Source organism: Vreelandella sp. L-25 (assembly GCF_056857535.1).
In genome coordinates this window covers 34972-48692 of sequence record NZ_JBSXNH010000030.1, presented here as the reverse complement: position 1 = coordinate 48692, position 13721 = coordinate 34972, and the positions used below count along the sequence as shown (strand labels likewise).

Sequence of the window (13721 nt, the reverse complement as noted above, 5' to 3'; positions counted from 1 at the left end):
GTTTTCCTTTTGGTTCATGGTGTTAGGGGTAACAACATGATACCGGCGGGAAAGCCCCCGATCTCGTTGATAGCACTGAAATTTTCAACGCTATTCAGGCAGTTACAGCACCACCTGTGGAAAAGTGGGGAGACGCTAGTCCTTTCAGGGGTTACTCGTCAGGGTGAAACTCTAACGAGACCGAGTTGATACAGTAGCGCAAACCGGTGGTGTCAGGAGGTCCATCGGGAAAGACGTGGCCCAGATGAGCGTCGCAGTGCGAGCAGACCACTTCGGTGCGAATCATGCCGTGGGAGGTGTCGCGGTGCTCCTCGACGCAGCGCGTTCCTAGCGGCCGGTCAAAGCTTGGCCAGCCGCAGCCCGCATCGAACTTATGCTCATTCTCGAACAATGGCGCGTGGCAGCAAACGCAGTGATAGATACCTTGGGCATCGCTCACTTGGTAGTCACCGGTAAACGGCCGTTCGGTGCCTTTCTCCCGGGTAACCCGGTACTGCTCGGGAGTAAGCTGCTTGCGCCACTCGTCGGGGGATTTTTCAATTTTCGCCATGGGAATCTCCTCTCCCTCTGGTTACCGTTAATCAGAGGCTTACTTGGCAGACTAGCCTATCACCATTAGGCCTTCTTATGGCTAATGACAATAGGCTGCCTGCCCAAGTTCAGCATGTGCGAAAGTGACAAAATCCGCCAGTGGGCTTTATACGCTTGCAGCACCGCCGTTGCTGCGTGGGTCGTGAGCGCTCTCAATCAGCCCGTCTGGGTGGCGCACAATGCCGCCTGCGTGGCCCATGGTGTCGCTGAAGGCCTCTGGCAGTACTTCTACGTCGTGGCCTGCGGTGGCAAGTGCGGTCACTAAACGGTCATCAAAGCGCTCTTCTAATTTCAGGTTGGTGCTGGACTCTCCCCAGGTGCGGCCTAATAGCCAGCGTGGAGCGGTAACTGCCTGCTGCAGCGGCATACCGTGCAGCGCGTAGCGGGAGAACACCGCCGCCTGGGTTTGCGGCTGGCCTTCGCCGCCCATGGTGCCGTACACCATCGCGCGCCCATCGTTAAACAGCGCCAGCGCCGGGTTAAGCGTGTGGAAGGGTTTGCGACCAGGGGCTAAGCCGCGTAAATCGTCTGGGTTGAGAGAAAAGCTAATGCCTCGGTTTTGCCACAGCACGCCGCTTTCAGGCAGCACCACGCCGCTACCAAACTCCCAGTAGATGCTCTGAATAAAGCTCACCGAGCGGCCTTCGCTGTCGACGGTGCCCATCCAAATAGTGTCGCCGGGAGCGGGTTCATAGGGCCAAGGCAGCGCCTGGGTAGGGTTAATTTCGGCGGCTTCTGCACCAATACGCTCTTCGCTGAGCAGCTCCTGCAGCGGCGTGGGCACTCGGTGTGGGTCGGTGACGTAGTGGTCGCGCAGCATAAAGGCGCGTTTGGTGGCTTCAATTAACCCGTGCAGGTGGTCAAAGCCGTTGGGCTCGGCGGCTTTAATGCGCTCGTAAATGCCCAAAATCATCAGCGACGCCATGCCTTGAGTAGGCGCGGGCAGGTTATACAGTGTTGCGTCGTTGAGGTGCACGTGCAGCGGTGTGACTTGCTGAGCGCGGTAAGCGTGAAAATCGGCTAAGCGTAGTGGGCTGCCGAGTGCCTCCAGATCCTTCGCCATGCTAGCGGCGAGTTCACCCCGGTAGAAGTCTTCCAGCCCGGCGCTGGCGAGGCGTTTCAACGTCTTCGCCAGGCGGGGCTGCCGCAAGCGCTCGCCTTCACGGGGGACTTGACCGTTAAGCAGCAGGGCCTCGCTAAAGCCGGGGCTTTGGCTCAGGCGTTCCAAGTGTTTGGCGGTTAGGTTTTCCTGGCTTTGAGAAACCGCAATGCCCTCATCGGCGTGACGAATAGCGTCCGACAGCAGCGTGGTCAGCGGTAGCGCGTTACCCCAGCTAGCCGACACGTTGAGCGCCTCTTGCCAGCCGCTAATGGTGCCCGCCATGGTAAGCGCGGCTTTCGGGCCGCGTTCAGGGATCTGCGATTCACCGGCATAAAAATCGCCGTTGGCGAGTTGCGCGGCGGGGCCGCAGGCATCAATGGCCACCGGCGCTTTACCGGGCTCATGAATCAGCCAAAAGCCGTCGCCCCCCAGGGCGTTCATGTGTGGGTAGACCACGGCGATGGCCGCTGCTGCCGCGACCATCGCCTCGACGGCATTGCCGCCCTGTTTTAATACATCGCGACCGGCGCTAGCGGCAAGGTGGTGCGGCGCAACACAGCTGCCGCCGTAACTACGTTGGGTATGGAGCATTGAAAAGTCCTTTGTTATTGGTTGTGGTTACCAGCCAATGGCATTGGGTAGCCACGTGGCAATGCTTGGAAACATAAACACTAGCGCCACGGCTAAAAACTGTAGCCCGATAAACGGCAGCGCCCCTTTGTAGATATCCAGTGTGGTGACTTCTTTGGGAGCGACGCCTTTCAAGAAAAACAGCGACCAGCCAAATGGCGGGGTAAGAAATGAGGTTTGCAGCACCAGCCCCACCAAAATGCCCAGCCACACCATATCCACGCCCATCTGCACAAAGAAGGGCAAGAAGAGCGGTAGGGCAATATAGCTAATCTCAATCCACTCCAGGAAGAAACCAAGCACAAACATCAGTAGCAGCATAAACAGCAGGGCGCCAAGCTCGCCACCGGGTACCCACTCAAACATTCGTGCGACCAAATGCTCGCCCCCCAGCCCGCGGAAGGCGAGCCCAAAGACCTGAGCGCTGATCAAAATAAAGAACACCATGGCTGAGATCACGAGGGTGGCTTTAGCCACTTCACTCAACAGCGGCACGGTGAGGCGGCCCGAGCAGGCGACAAACACTAGCGCTCCCAGCGCGCCCATGGCGGCGGCTTCCGTGGGGGCGGCAATGCCGCCAATAATGGAGCCCAGTACGGCAAATACCAGCCCCACTGGCGGGCCTACCACGGTGATCACCTTGAACAGTAACTGCTTTTTGCTGAGCTGGGCGCGCTCTTCAGCGGGAATGGGAGGCATCATGCCGGGGTAAAGCTGGGCCACCACTAAAATCGCCACGATATAGATACCGGCCAGCGCCAGCCCGGGCACCATAGCGGCGGCAAACATCGTGCCGACCGATTCACCCAGAATTTCGGCCAGTAGAATCAGTACCAGGCTAGGGGGAATAATTTGCCCCAGCGTGCCTGAGGCACAAATCATGCCGGTGGCTAAGGTTTTAGGGTAGCCCCGGCGTAGCAGGGTGGGCAGCGTAAGTAGGCCCAAAGTGACGATAGTGGCGCCCACAATGCCCGTGGCGGCCCCTAGCAGTACGCCAACAATAATAATCGCCACGCCCATGCCGCCGGAAAGCCCGCCGAATAAGTGGCCAATCACATCAATCAGCTCTTCGGCCAGTTTCGACTTCTCTAGCATGACCCCCATAAATACGAATAGCGGTATCGCCATAAAGGTGTAGTTCGTCACTACCCCATAAATGCGTGACGGCAACAGGTTGAACAGCATTGGGCCAAAGCCCAAATAGCCAAACACAAAGGCGGTGACGGCAATGCTGATGGCCACCGGTATACCAATGATAAGCAGCACAAAAAAGGCGGCGATCATACCGATCGCGAGCCACTCATTAGGAGACATGCGTTATTCACCTCGGCTTGATAGGGCAAACCCTTGGCGCAGCGCGTGGGCGAGGCCCTGCATTGCCAATAAGAGAAAGCCAAAGGGGATCAGAGCTTTGAGCACCCAACGAAGTGGCAGGCCGCCAGGGTTGGGAGAAGCTTCGTTACGTAGGTAGGACTGTTCCACCCAGGGCAGAGTGAGCCAAGCGATATACAGCCCCATGGCGAGCAGCAGCAGGCCGCCAATCACTTCAATTACCCGCTGTAGCGCCACTGGGAAGCGCTCATAAAACACGTCGACCCGCACTTGTTCGCCCATAAACAGCAGATACGACATACCAAACAGAGCAATGGGGGAGATTAAGTGCCACTGCAGCTCTTGAAGCCATACGGCGCCAATGCTGAAAAAGTAGCGCATCACCACATCGCCCGCGACCAGGGCCACTAGTACCACGCAGGTCCAAGCGGCGATCCAGCCAAACAGCCGGACCACCGCCTCGATCCCGTGGACAACACGTTCCACGGCTTGCATATCACACCCCAATAATGTCGTTTAACCAGGCACGTTCGCTGGCGCCTGCCCAGCGGTCATGGTTGGCCTTAAAGGCCATGTAGCTATCATGTACTTTGCGCACTAGTGGGTCGGCGTTGGCTTCGGTGGCGAGCGTATCCATAGTGGCTTCGCGCAGGGCGTTCACTACGGGTTCCGGAAGCATGCTGGCGGTCACGCCGTGGTTATCAACAAGGTCGGTCATCGCTTCGCCGTTCACCGCTTCTGACCACGTCACGCTTTCCAGGCAAGCTGCCATACAGGCGCTCTTCACGATCATCTTCAAGTCATCAGGCAGTTCGTCCCAGTGCTGCTTGGAAATCAGCAGCTCGCCGGTGGTGGAAGGTTCGTGCCAGCCGGTGGTGTGGTAGAACTTGGCCGCATTTTGCAGCCCCATACGGCGGTCCTGGTAGGGGCCAACGAATTCAGCGGCGTCAATCACGCCACGCTCCAGGGCTGGGAAAATTTCACCGCCGGGCAGTACGCGGGCATCGACACCCAGGGCTGAGTACACCTTGCCCGCTAGACCGGGTACGCGCATGCGTAGGCCGTTCAATTGGCCGATGTCTTCAATCGGCTCACGGAACCAGCCGGTCATCTGCACGCCGGTGTTGTTGAGCGGCAGGGCGATCATGCCGTAGGGCGCATAGACCTCTTCCCACAGCTCTAAACCGCCGCCGTGGTATAGCCAAGCCATGTGGCCCATAAAGCTCATGCCAAAGGGCACGGTGGTGAAGTACTGGGCAGCGAACGTGGTGCCCGACCAGAAGTAGCTGTTAGCCGCGTTCATTTGAATGGTGCCGCTTTGTACGGCTTCAAAGCCTTCCAGTGCAGGAATCAGTTCACCCGCTGAAAAATGCTGGATGTTTAAACGCCCGCCAGACATGGCGTTAATTTTGGCAATCACATCGGTGGGGCTGCCAGGGCCTTCTACATAGAAAGGTGAGCCGGGGCTGTAGGCGTTAGTCATGCGCCAGTTAAATCGTTCGGAAGACTGTGCTTTTGCAATAGAGGGCGCGCCCAGCACCAAGCCGGCGGTGGAGGTGAGCGCAGCGGTAGTGAGGAATTTGCGACGAGTAAAAGACATAAGGCACCTCAAGCAGTCAGGGGTAAGCATGGGTTGGTAGATGAGTCACGCCGTTTGATCACCAATGAAGTTGCAAGGGGTGTGCCAAAAAATCGATTTTATTTTAAATGAAAGATTTTTGGCGGTTTGTCGTTGCTTTTCAGACCTGCGGTGAGGCCTTAACAGCGTGCCGATGAGGTATATAAGGAGCGCGATAGGGGAGCGTTATAGGAAAGAAGTGCCTGAGACGCGGGCAGAGTAGCCATGCGTGCACCGCGATGAGGCGATAATTAGCCTAAAAGGCGTGCTCTGGCACTAAGTTTGCGCATCGCCTAGACGCATCGCTAGAGTAGGGGCGTATTCTGCAGGCGGCACCTGGGTGTTGCCACGCAGACAAGGGGGCAATAAACGTTTCTATATCAGAGTGCTTGACAGCTAGATGAGGTCTGGGTAACATACGCGCCACCTCGACGAGGCAATGAAACGTCCCATTCGTCTAGTGGTCTAGGACACCGCCCTTTCACGGCGGTAACAAGGGTTCGAACCCCTTATGGGACGCCACTTAAATCGTTAAGGTATCGGAGTTGCGGGAATAGCTCAGTGGTAGAGCATCGCCTTGCCAAGGCGAGGGTCGAGAGTTCGAATCTCTTTTCCCGCTCCAGTACGTCCCATTCGTCTAGTGGTCTAGGACACCGCCCTTTCACGGCGGTAACAAGGGTTCGAACCCCTTATGGGACGCCATTCCGATGGTGAGAAGTTTGTAGAGTGAAAGCTTGTTAAGCGGGAATAGCTCAGTGGTAGAGCATCGCCTTGCCAAGGCGAGGGTCGAGAGTTCGAATCTCTTTTCCCGCTCCAAACAGCAGATACGTCCCATTCGTCTAGTGGTCTAGGACACCGCCCTTTCACGGCGGTAACAAGGGTTCGAACCCCTTATGGGACGCCACTCACTTTATGAAGTATCGCTGTATTGTTTGCGTTGCGGGAATAGCTCAGTGGTAGAGCATCGCCTTGCCAAGGCGAGGGTCGAGAGTTCGAATCTCTTTTCCCGCTCCATGCAAACCCCCTTTCTAAAGTTCTGCTTGATCCCCAATCTAGTTATTGCCATTTGCCGCTGATCAATAGCGGTGTTTTTGTGTGCGTGCCGTTTGGGCGGCGGTGGCTGTTTGCTGCACCATTGAGGCGTTGTCTTGGGCCGCCTGATCTAACTGGGCGATGGCCACATTAATTTGCTCAATGCCACGGGTTTGCTCGTGGGTGGCGGCGGTAATGTCTGAGAACAGGTCGTTTACGCGCTGAATTCGCTGATCAATATCCTGCATACGCTGCTTGGTGGTATCTACCAAGGCGGCACCATTGCTGACCTGCGCAAAAGCCACTGCCGGTTTGCTGCGTATTATCCAGAATGGTTTGGAAGATCAGCGTCCCTATCGGTTAGGCTCGCTTATATGGTCAGCATGTTCCCTTGAAGTGCCGCTGCCTGGGCAGGCGGGCGCTAGGCTAATGCTAAAGTATTAATCGAGGCGCTATCGCAGCAATAGCGTGGCAAAGTATCACCTAATGTAGTGCTAAATAGAGAAAAATCAGGGGCATGGAAGTGGTGGTTCAGAGGTTATAAGCCGCAAACTTGAAAAAATATATGCATGCCCTGATATCCTCCCTTCTAGCTCTTTTTGCTCCCCACTTGCTGACAGGACATATTCATGGCCGAACCGGCATTGTCGATCCGTGGCCTTACCAAGGTGTATGGCAACGGCTTCCAAGCGTTAAAAGGTATCGATTTAGACGTCCAGCAGGGCGATTTTTTTGCGCTGTTGGGCCCCAACGGCGCAGGAAAGTCCACCACCCTTGGCGTCGTTTGCTCGCTAGTGCAGAAAACGGCGGGTAAGGTGTCGATTTTTGGAATCGACATTGATAAAGACTTCGCCAAAGCGAAATATCAGCTCGGCGTGGTGCCGCAGGAATTCAACTTCAACCAGTTTGAGAAAGTGCTGGATATCGTGCTGGCCCAGGCAGGTTACTACGGCATGAAGCGCAGCGAAGCGTTGCCTCGCGCCAAGCAGCTGCTGACCGATTTAGGGCTGTGGGAAAAGCGCAACGGCAGTGCGCGAATGCTCTCAGGAGGTATGAAGCGCCGCCTAATGATTGCGCGTGCCTTGATGCACCGACCCAAGTTGCTGATTCTCGACGAGCCCACTGCCGGGGTCGATATCGAACTGCGCCGCAGCATGTGGGAGTACATGCGCCGCATTAACCGCGATGAAGGCACCACGATCATTCTGACCACGCACTACCTCGAAGAAGCCGAGAGCCTGTGCCGCAATATCGCCATCATCAACCATGGCGAAATTGTGCGGAACACCAGCATGCGCGAGCTGCTGGCGGAACTGGACACCGAAACCTTCCTACTGGATATCGCCGAGCCGGTTGCGCAAGTGCCCACCATTGAAGGCTTTGAGCTGCAGCAAATCGAGCCCTCCCAGCTGGCGCTGGTGATTCATCGTGGCCAGCAGTTGAACGATGTATTCAGTGCGTTAAGCGCGCAGGGCATTCAGGTCGTCTCGATGCGTAACCGTGCCAACCGCTTAGAGGAGATGTTTGTTTCCATGGTAGAGAGCAGTCAGCAGGCCATCGACCAGCGTGAAAAGCAGGAGGCCCGCGCATGAATGCAATGCAAACCCTCGTGGCTTTATGGACGCTAGTGCTTAAAGAGATCAAGCGCTTCACCCGAATCTGGCCGCAAACCCTGCTGCCACCGTCGATCACCATGGCCATGTACTTCATCATTTTCGGCAGCCTGATCGGCTCGCGCATTGGTGATATGGACGGCTTCAGCTATATGGACTTCATTGTGCCAGGGCTGATCATGATGTCGGTGATCACCAACAGTTACTCCAACGTGGCCTCTAGCTTTTTCTCCAACAAGTTTCAGCGCTCCATTGAAGAGATGATGGTGTCGCCGATGCCGAATGGTGTCATTCTTTCGGGCTTTATTTTGGGCGGAATGGCTCGTGGCTTGGGTGTGGGGCTGATCGTGACGCTGGTGTCGCTGTTCTTCACCCGCTTAACGATCGAGCATCCGCTGCTCACGATATTGGTAGTGGTGCTGACCTCGGCGCTATTCTCCATCGGCGGCTTTATCAACGCGCTGCTGGCGAATAAGTTTGACGATATCTCCATCGTGCCGACGTTCATTCTGACCCCGCTGACCTACTTGGGCGGCGTGTTCTACTCGATTTCGATGCTGCCGGATTTCTGGCAGGGCGTCTCGATGCTCAACCCGATTCTGTATATGGTGAACGTCTTCCGCTACGGCTTTTTGGGCGTTTCTGATATTCCGGTAGGCTGGGCATTAGCGGCTATTTTCGCCTTTATCGTCGTACTGTTTATGGTTGCACTGACCATGCTAGAGCGTGGCAAAGGCATACGTAGCTAGGGTCGCCTTCACAGCCTTGATTGAAATACCCTTATAAGATGGCACGACTAAGAGAGTTTTCATGGTACACCGCCCCGATACCTTAGAACATGCGCCCTTGGGGCGTGATTCCGCTTACCCAGAGCAGTACGATGCGGGGTTGTTGTATCCGATTCCCCGTGCTGCCAACCGCGCGCCGCTGGGTATTGAAGAGGGCGCGCTGCCGTTTGTCGGCGAAGACGAGTGGCACGCGTTTGAGGTGTCCTGGCTCAACGGCCGCGGTAAACCGATTGTCGCCGTGGCACGCTTCCGTCTGCCAGCCAGCTCCCCGCATTTGATTGAATCCAAATCCTGGAAACTCTACCTCAACAGCCTCAACCAAACCCGGTTTGCCAGCCAAAACGAGGTAGAGGAGACGCTAGTGCGCGACCTCAGCGGCGCTGCCGGTGCCAGCGTAAGCGTCGAGCTGCTGGGGGTAGACGATAGTGAGCTGGCCCCCCAGCGCCTGCCGGGGGAGTGCTTAGACGACCTGGATATCGAGGTTAGCGACTACACGCCAAGCGCCACGCACCTTACTACCAGTGATGAGATCATCGAAGAGACGCTGCATTCGCATCTGCTAAAATCCAACTGCCCGGTGACCGGTCAGCCGGATTGGGGAAGCGTCTTGATTCGCTATAAAGGCCCCAAGCTCGACCGAGAAGGGCTACTGCGCTACCTGATTGGCTACCGGCAGCACCAGGATTTTCACGAGCACTGCGTCGAGCATATCTTCACTGATTTAATGCAGCAGGCGAAGCCGGAAGAGTTGCTGGTGTTGGCGCGATACGTGCGTCGTGGCGGCTTGGACATCAGCCCTTGGCGTGCCACACCGGGCTTGGCACCCCCTAGCCCGCTGCGCCTGGCGCGCCAGTAACGCTCACCAAAACGGATAAGGAGTCACCATGGACGCCCTCACGCTGCTTCACGAACGTAGCTCCATGGGCAAGCTCGCTGAGCCTGCCCCCAGCGCCGACCAGCTCAGCGCCATATACCAAGCGGCCCTGCGTGCCCCTGATCACAAAGAGCTGCGCCCGTGGCGCTTTATCGAGTTCTCCGGCGAAGGTCGGGAGCGCCTGGGCGAGCTGTTTGCTGAAGCCGAATTTCAGGAAGACCCCCACGCCAGTGACGACACGCTAAACTCCGCGCGCAAAAAGCCCCTGCGCGCACCGATGATTATCGCGGTGATTGCCAAGGTGACGCCGGACCTTCCCAAAGTGCCGAAAATCGAGCAGGTGATTTCAGCAGGTTGTTCCGCTCACGGCATTTTGCTGGCGGCCCACGCGCTAGGTCTAGGGGCCATGTGGCGCAGCGGAAAATACGCGTTTGATCCCGTGGTGCGCAAAGGCCTGGGTCTGGATGAAGATGACGAAGTCGTTGCCTTTATCTATTTGGGCAGCCTAGCGGGTCGCCACAAGCCAGTGGCAACCCACAACAGCGCGGATTTTGTCGAGCATTGGGATTAAATCTACGCCCCTGTAATGCCAAGGAAGTCGCCATGAGTCAGCCCCGCCAACCCGGCATTCCACATCCCCGCTTACCGCTACCGGAAGGCGAGGAGGACCTGGCCGCCTTTCAGCACTGGCTGGAAGCGGCCATTCCCATGGTGGAGGCACTTGGCATTACCCGCATGAGCCAAGCCAACGGCGCGCTCACGTGGCAACTGGCGCTCACACCTAACCTCAACGACAAAGGCACCGGCTTTGGCGGCGCGCTGAGCGCACAAGCCACGCTACAAGGCTGGTGCTGGGTCACTCTCTGGCTTCGCCAGCAGGGCAGGGCGCAGGATGTGGTGGTTGCTGAAGCCAGCCAACGCTTTCTTGCCCCGGTCACGGGTGATTATCGCATGACTTGTGCCCCTAGCCATCCGGATGGCCCTGCACAGCTTGCTGCTAAACTCAGTGAACGAGGTAAGGGCAGCATCGAGCTAACCCATCAGCTCTACTGCGGAGATTCGCTCTGCCTAGAAGCCATAGGCCGCTACGCCGTGCTGCCAAACGCCTAGGCAGGAAAAGGCTTGCTATTTCACGGCTTAGACCATAGAATATGCGCCGTTCTGTTGAGAAAGGCAGCGCCTAACAGCAGAGCTAAAATGTGGAGAGGTGTCCGAGTGGTCGAAGGAGCACGCCTGGAAAGTGTGTAAGTCGAAAGGCTTCGAGGGTTCGAATCCCTCCCTCTCCGCCACGAAATATAGAAGGGGAATCAACATCTTATGTTGATTCCCCTTCGTCGTTTCTGGGCTTTGGGAGCGGTTTTGGGAACAAGCCTGGGAATGCTAAAGATCTAGCTGCTTCTCGATGAGCGCTGGGATGTCCGGGCCGTCGCTGCGTATCCACTTGCCGTAGCGGCGCTGAATCATGGTGATCGTGGCGTGGCCAACGTGGTTGGAGATCCAGTGCAGCGGCACCACGCCGAGGGAAAGCAGCTGGCTGATAAACGTGTGCCGGCACTGGTTAGGGCCACGGTAGCGAACGCCAGCGCGTTTGAGGTGGGTTTTCCAGAAGCGCTCACGAATGGCGTTCTCGTAGAACGGCTCATTGTTACGGGAATTCAAAAACACCAGGCGTAGCTTCTCTTTTCGCACCGTCCGGTTATCCCGATCGACCACCTCGTAAACGCGCGGCTCCAGTTTGCCGGTGATGGCATACTGAGCCTGCAGCGCTTCCCGGGCAGGTTTGAGCAGATGATGCACCCGGGTAGAGCGCTTGGTTTTCGTCACCTTGAAACGCCCCCGCACGACCGCCCGCCGATAGCGAATAATCCCCTTATCCACATCCAGTATGTCTTCCCAGGCAAGCGCCTGCGCCTCTGAAATGCGTGGCCCATCGAACAGGGCGAACTTGATCAGGTTCAGTTCCTGCTCGCGTGTGGTTGGCGTGTCCAGGATCAGCTTGATCTCGCTGCGCGTGAAAGGGTCGGGATCTTCATCATCCGGCAAGCGAATAGTGATGCCGCTGGTAGGGTCGAACGACTTCTTATTGCGCGTGGCATAAAGCCGAAAGGTTTGCCGCATGATGCTGACGATCTCTTTGATCGTCTTGTTGGCTAGCGTGGCCGAGAGCTCCTTTTGAATCCAAGACTGCAGCTCGATGTGGTCGATCGCATCCGCCTGCGCCTCGCCCCACTTCGGCCTAACGTGGGTTTCAGCCTTGGAAAGCACACCGCGATAGCTGGAATACGCCAGCTCGTTTTTCTTGATGGCCAGCCACAGATCCAGGTAGTGACCGAAACGGTTCTCAGCCAGGCGCCTGGAGTCAGGAAAGTGGCGAGCGTAGTCGAACGTGCCGGCCTCTATCTCGTAGTTGATGATGGTCGCCAGGCGCTTCGCATGTTCGATGTTCTTCTCAGTCGCTGCACCAGGCAGCGGCTCGCGGCACAGCTCCCCCTCCCAGCGGAAATAGATACGCACGGCGTTGCCGCGAACTTCAACCCCATCAGCCATGAAGCCCCCTTTGTTAAACTGTAAATATAAACAGTATATTTCAGTTTGAAAGAGAGCGAAACGCTTTGATTTCTTATACCGTTATTTTAAGCCTTGGATAAAACGCCGCGCTAGGCGGCGTTGTGACTTATCACTCTCCTCGTTTAGAACTCCTGGCCGCTATGCAGTCAGCGATCCATTCCTCGATATCAGACTCCAGCCAAGCGACACTTTTGCCACCGATGAGCACCGGTGCCGGAAAGGTGTTCTTTCTGATGCCATCGTAAATCGCTGAGCGGCTTTTGCCTGTGCGGTTTTCTACTTCCTTTCGACGTAGCAGGCGGTTACCTGTGGTGGGTGTTGTCATGGTTGATGACCTCCTTGCTGCTTCCAATCCAGGAAGCGTTGGCGAATGCGGCGGAACGTGGCCGCCGCGGTGACATGGTGATCTAATTCCGCCCGGCTCTGGATCTCGCAAGCAGCACAAAGCCAGTCGCGGGCGTCTTCGGTGTTGTGGGTGCCGTCGGGCAGTTGGCTCTCGGTCATGCCGTGCTTGGCGCGCCGGCGACGGTCGAGGTAGAGCTGAAACTGCGCGTCCTGGCACAACATGGCGGCTTGCCGGGCAAGCTTGCCGCCCTTGGTGCCATTAGCACTCATTGGAGTGTGGCTCCTGTTTTGCTGCAGCGGGCTCTCCACAGAACGGGCAGTATTTAGCCTGGATGCTGGTCTTGATCTTTTGTCGTTTGAAGCCGTTGCCGCTCTTTTTAGGTACCTGGACGTCACCCTCATAGGGAATGGTCAAGCGCGTTTGCATCGGGTTAGTGAAGGTGAGGACGTAGCCTGCTAGCGATGCACTGAAGCCTGAAAAACCTTCAGGTAGATCATTTTGAATGGCTTCTGCTACCTTGCTTTCTAGCGTCTCTTTGCATTGGCACTGCATAACGATCTCCTAAAATTTGATGTGGTGCTTGCCGCCCTTGGTACCGTTAGCGGCCATAGCGCCCCCGTTGTTCGCGGATGCTTTGGCACTCGATGCACGTGGCCACCCAGGGCAGGGCATCGCGGCGGGCCTGGGGGATCTCGTGGCCACAGTCCTCGCACTCTGGGTCAGGGTTGGGAATGCGCAGGGAGAGGCGGCTGCTGAGGGCGGCTTGCATGCGGCGCTCCATCAGGTCGGCGGCGATGTCGGCGTTGTCGGCCATGGTTACTGCTCCTTCTGTTGCTCGATGGCGGCAAAGCGCTGCATTACTTGCTCACCGTTGTTCAGGTAGGTGTGGGGCTCATCGAAGGCGTAGATACTCCATTCGATCAGCGTGAGCGCCGCTGCCTGCAAGTCGCGGTCAATCACTCGCAGGCGCGTGGGATCGAGTGGCCAAGCGGTGCCGTTGTAAACAGAGAGCAGTACACGGCGGCAGTGGTGGCTTTGGCCGGAATCTCCATCGGCGACCTGCACAAGCCGCTGCAGGGCGTCTGGCCCTTGTTCATCGAGGCGGGCGCTCGTTTTATTGATCTCTTCCTCGTCAGCAAACAGTGCTTCCAGGGCTTCATGGTCGCGCTCGCTCAGGCGTTGGCTGAGTCGTTCTGAAACGCGGGGCATACTTGATTGAGTGGTCAT

The 13721-nt window shown here is 57.0% G+C and carries 17 protein-coding genes and 7 tRNA genes; 12 read left to right on the top strand and 12 right to left on the bottom strand.

Annotated elements, in window-relative coordinates:
* Positions 1 to 151: 151 nt before the first annotated feature.
* From msrB to AC13CN_RS02375, 5 genes are all read right to left on the bottom strand, one after another.
* Complete coding sequence (gene msrB, locus AC13CN_RS02395; RefSeq protein ID WP_289123686.1) at positions 152 to 550, bottom strand: peptide-methionine (R)-S-oxide reductase MsrB; 399 nt, start codon at positions 548 to 550, stop codon at positions 152 to 154.
* A gap of 147 nt (positions 551 to 697) precedes the next feature.
* The gene (locus AC13CN_RS02390) at positions 698 to 2284 is read right to left on the bottom strand and encodes a gamma-glutamyltransferase family protein (RefSeq protein WP_483052983.1); all 1587 of its coding nucleotides are present in this window, start codon (positions 2282 to 2284) and stop codon (positions 698 to 700) included.
* Positions 2285 to 2311: 27 nt separating this feature from the next.
* Positions 2312 to 3637, bottom strand: a complete 1326-nt coding sequence (locus AC13CN_RS02385) for a TRAP transporter large permease (protein ID WP_483052982.1) — start codon at positions 3635 to 3637, stop codon at positions 2312 to 2314.
* A 3-nt stretch (positions 3638 to 3640) separates the two neighbouring features.
* A complete protein-coding gene (locus tag AC13CN_RS02380) occupies positions 3641 to 4150 on the bottom strand; it encodes a TRAP transporter small permease subunit (RefSeq protein WP_062363644.1) in 510 nt (169 codons plus the stop codon).
* Position 4151: 1 nt separating this feature from the next.
* On the bottom strand, positions 4152 to 5255 hold the full coding sequence (locus tag AC13CN_RS02375) for a TRAP transporter substrate-binding protein (protein ID WP_058576901.1): 1104 nt from the start codon (positions 5253 to 5255) through the stop codon (positions 4152 to 4154).
* A 464-nt stretch (positions 5256 to 5719) separates the two neighbouring features.
* Here AC13CN_RS02375 and AC13CN_RS02370 point away from each other — a divergent pair.
* From AC13CN_RS02370 to AC13CN_RS02345, 6 genes are all read left to right on the top strand, one after another.
* Positions 5720 to 5795 (top strand) — tRNA-Glu (locus tag AC13CN_RS02370).
* Between the two features lie 25 nt (positions 5796 to 5820).
* A tRNA-Gly gene (locus AC13CN_RS02365) sits at positions 5821 to 5895 on the top strand.
* Between the two features lie 4 nt (positions 5896 to 5899).
* A tRNA-Glu gene (locus AC13CN_RS02360) sits at positions 5900 to 5975 on the top strand.
* A gap of 39 nt (positions 5976 to 6014) precedes the next feature.
* Positions 6015 to 6089, top strand: a tRNA-Gly gene (locus AC13CN_RS02355).
* 12 nt (positions 6090 to 6101) lie between these two features.
* Positions 6102 to 6177, top strand: a tRNA-Glu gene (locus AC13CN_RS02350).
* 35 nt (positions 6178 to 6212) lie between these two features.
* Positions 6213 to 6287 (top strand) — tRNA-Gly (locus tag AC13CN_RS02345).
* A gap of 62 nt (positions 6288 to 6349) precedes the next feature.
* Here the strand turns inward: AC13CN_RS02345 and AC13CN_RS02340 are convergent.
* The gene (locus AC13CN_RS02340) at positions 6350 to 6610 is read right to left on the bottom strand and encodes a methyl-accepting chemotaxis protein (protein WP_062363517.1); all 261 of its coding nucleotides are present in this window, start codon (positions 6608 to 6610) and stop codon (positions 6350 to 6352) included.
* A gap of 324 nt (positions 6611 to 6934) precedes the next feature.
* Here AC13CN_RS02340 and AC13CN_RS02335 point away from each other — a divergent pair, with 324 nt between their 5' ends.
* The 6 genes from AC13CN_RS02335 to AC13CN_RS02310 all read left to right on the top strand — a co-directional run bounded on the left by AC13CN_RS02335 (position 6935) and on the right by AC13CN_RS02310 (position 10869).
* Positions 6935 to 7897 carry an ABC transporter ATP-binding protein gene (locus AC13CN_RS02335; RefSeq protein ID WP_062363514.1) on the top strand — a complete coding sequence of 321 codons (963 nt, stop codon included), beginning with the start codon at positions 6935 to 6937 and terminating at the stop codon, positions 7895 to 7897.
* Entirely contained in the window at positions 7894 to 8667 is a 774-nt protein-coding gene (locus AC13CN_RS02330; protein ID WP_054645284.1) for an ABC transporter permease, read from the top strand. The genes AC13CN_RS02335 and AC13CN_RS02330 overlap by 4 nt, the downstream gene beginning before the upstream one ends.
* A gap of 61 nt (positions 8668 to 8728) precedes the next feature.
* Complete coding sequence (gene queF, locus AC13CN_RS02325; RefSeq protein WP_062363511.1) at positions 8729 to 9562, top strand: NADPH-dependent 7-cyano-7-deazaguanine reductase QueF; 834 nt, start codon at positions 8729 to 8731, stop codon at positions 9560 to 9562.
* A 28-nt stretch (positions 9563 to 9590) separates the two neighbouring features.
* Positions 9591 to 10151, top strand: a complete 561-nt coding sequence (locus AC13CN_RS02320; protein WP_062363508.1) for a nitroreductase family protein — start codon at positions 9591 to 9593, stop codon at positions 10149 to 10151.
* Between the two features lie 32 nt (positions 10152 to 10183).
* A complete protein-coding gene (locus AC13CN_RS02315; protein WP_062363503.1) occupies positions 10184 to 10690 on the top strand; it encodes a YiiD C-terminal domain-containing protein in 507 nt (168 codons plus the stop codon).
* A 91-nt stretch (positions 10691 to 10781) separates the two neighbouring features.
* A tRNA-Ser gene (locus AC13CN_RS02310) sits at positions 10782 to 10869 on the top strand.
* Between the two features lie 91 nt (positions 10870 to 10960).
* Here the strand turns inward: AC13CN_RS02310 and AC13CN_RS02305 are convergent.
* From AC13CN_RS02305 to AC13CN_RS02280, 6 genes are all read right to left on the bottom strand, one after another.
* A complete protein-coding gene (locus AC13CN_RS02305; RefSeq protein WP_239296070.1) occupies positions 10961 to 12127 on the bottom strand; it encodes an Arm DNA-binding domain-containing protein in 1167 nt (388 codons plus the stop codon).
* A 130-nt stretch (positions 12128 to 12257) separates the two neighbouring features.
* Positions 12258 to 12473 (bottom strand): helix-turn-helix transcriptional regulator, encoded by a 216-nt coding sequence (locus AC13CN_RS02300; protein WP_253557206.1) that lies wholly within the window; start codon positions 12471 to 12473, stop codon positions 12258 to 12260.
* Complete coding sequence (locus AC13CN_RS02295) at positions 12470 to 12763, bottom strand: hypothetical protein (protein WP_253557208.1); 294 nt, start codon at positions 12761 to 12763, stop codon at positions 12470 to 12472. Before AC13CN_RS02295 ends, AC13CN_RS02300 begins: the two co-directional genes overlap by 4 nt.
* Positions 12753 to 13046: a hypothetical protein gene (locus tag AC13CN_RS02290; RefSeq protein WP_253557209.1), complete on the bottom strand. Its 294-nt coding sequence runs from the start codon at positions 13044 to 13046 to the stop codon at positions 12753 to 12755. The genes AC13CN_RS02295 and AC13CN_RS02290 overlap by 11 nt, the downstream gene beginning before the upstream one ends.
* A gap of 46 nt (positions 13047 to 13092) precedes the next feature.
* Positions 13093 to 13308 (bottom strand): TraR/DksA family transcriptional regulator, encoded by a 216-nt coding sequence (locus tag AC13CN_RS02285; RefSeq protein WP_193460760.1) that lies wholly within the window; start codon positions 13306 to 13308, stop codon positions 13093 to 13095.
* 2 nt (positions 13309 to 13310) lie between these two features.
* Positions 13311 to 13721 carry a DUF7673 family protein gene (locus AC13CN_RS02280; RefSeq protein WP_253557210.1) on the bottom strand — a complete coding sequence of 137 codons (411 nt, stop codon included), beginning with the start codon at positions 13719 to 13721 and terminating at the stop codon, positions 13311 to 13313.

Bases quoted from the DNA above. Each gene is read 5' to 3' on its own strand.
- AC13CN_RS02375 (WP_058576901.1), bottom strand. From the start codon at position 5,255: ATGTCTTTTACTCGTCGCAAATTCCTCACTACCGCTGCGCTCACCTCC.
- AC13CN_RS02295 (WP_253557208.1), bottom strand. From the start codon at position 12,763: ATGAGTGCTAATGGCACCAAGGGCGGCAAGCTTGCCCGGCAAGCCGCC.
- AC13CN_RS02385 (WP_483052982.1), bottom strand. From the start codon at position 3,637: ATGTCTCCTAATGAGTGGCTCGCGATCGGTATGATCGCCGCCTTTTTT.
- AC13CN_RS02320 (WP_062363508.1), top strand. From the start codon at position 9,591: ATGGACGCCCTCACGCTGCTTCACGAACGTAGCTCCATGGGCAAGCTC.
- AC13CN_RS02280 (WP_253557210.1), bottom strand. From the start codon at position 13,721: ATGACCACTCAATCAAGTATGCCCCGCGTTTCAGAACGACTCAGCCAA.
- AC13CN_RS02285 (WP_193460760.1), bottom strand. From the start codon at position 13,308: ATGGCCGACAACGCCGACATCGCCGCCGACCTGATGGAGCGCCGCATG.
- AC13CN_RS02290 (WP_253557209.1), bottom strand. From the start codon at position 13,046: ATGCAGTGCCAATGCAAAGAGACGCTAGAAAGCAAGGTAGCAGAAGCC.
- msrB (WP_289123686.1), bottom strand. From the start codon at position 550: ATGGCGAAAATTGAAAAATCCCCCGACGAGTGGCGCAAGCAGCTTACT.
- AC13CN_RS02330 (WP_054645284.1), top strand. From the start codon at position 7,894: ATGAATGCAATGCAAACCCTCGTGGCTTTATGGACGCTAGTGCTTAAA.
- AC13CN_RS02305 (WP_239296070.1), bottom strand. From the start codon at position 12,127: ATGGCTGATGGGGTTGAAGTTCGCGGCAACGCCGTGCGTATCTATTTC.
- AC13CN_RS02390 (WP_483052983.1), bottom strand. From the start codon at position 2,284: ATGCTCCATACCCAACGTAGTTACGGCGGCAGCTGTGTTGCGCCGCAC.
- AC13CN_RS02300 (WP_253557206.1), bottom strand. From the start codon at position 12,473: ATGACAACACCCACCACAGGTAACCGCCTGCTACGTCGAAAGGAAGTA.
- AC13CN_RS02335 (WP_062363514.1), top strand. From the start codon at position 6,935: ATGGCCGAACCGGCATTGTCGATCCGTGGCCTTACCAAGGTGTATGGC.
- queF (WP_062363511.1), top strand. From the start codon at position 8,729: ATGGTACACCGCCCCGATACCTTAGAACATGCGCCCTTGGGGCGTGAT.
- AC13CN_RS02315 (WP_062363503.1), top strand. From the start codon at position 10,184: ATGAGTCAGCCCCGCCAACCCGGCATTCCACATCCCCGCTTACCGCTA.
- AC13CN_RS02380 (WP_062363644.1), bottom strand. From the start codon at position 4,150: ATGCAAGCCGTGGAACGTGTTGTCCACGGGATCGAGGCGGTGGTCCGG.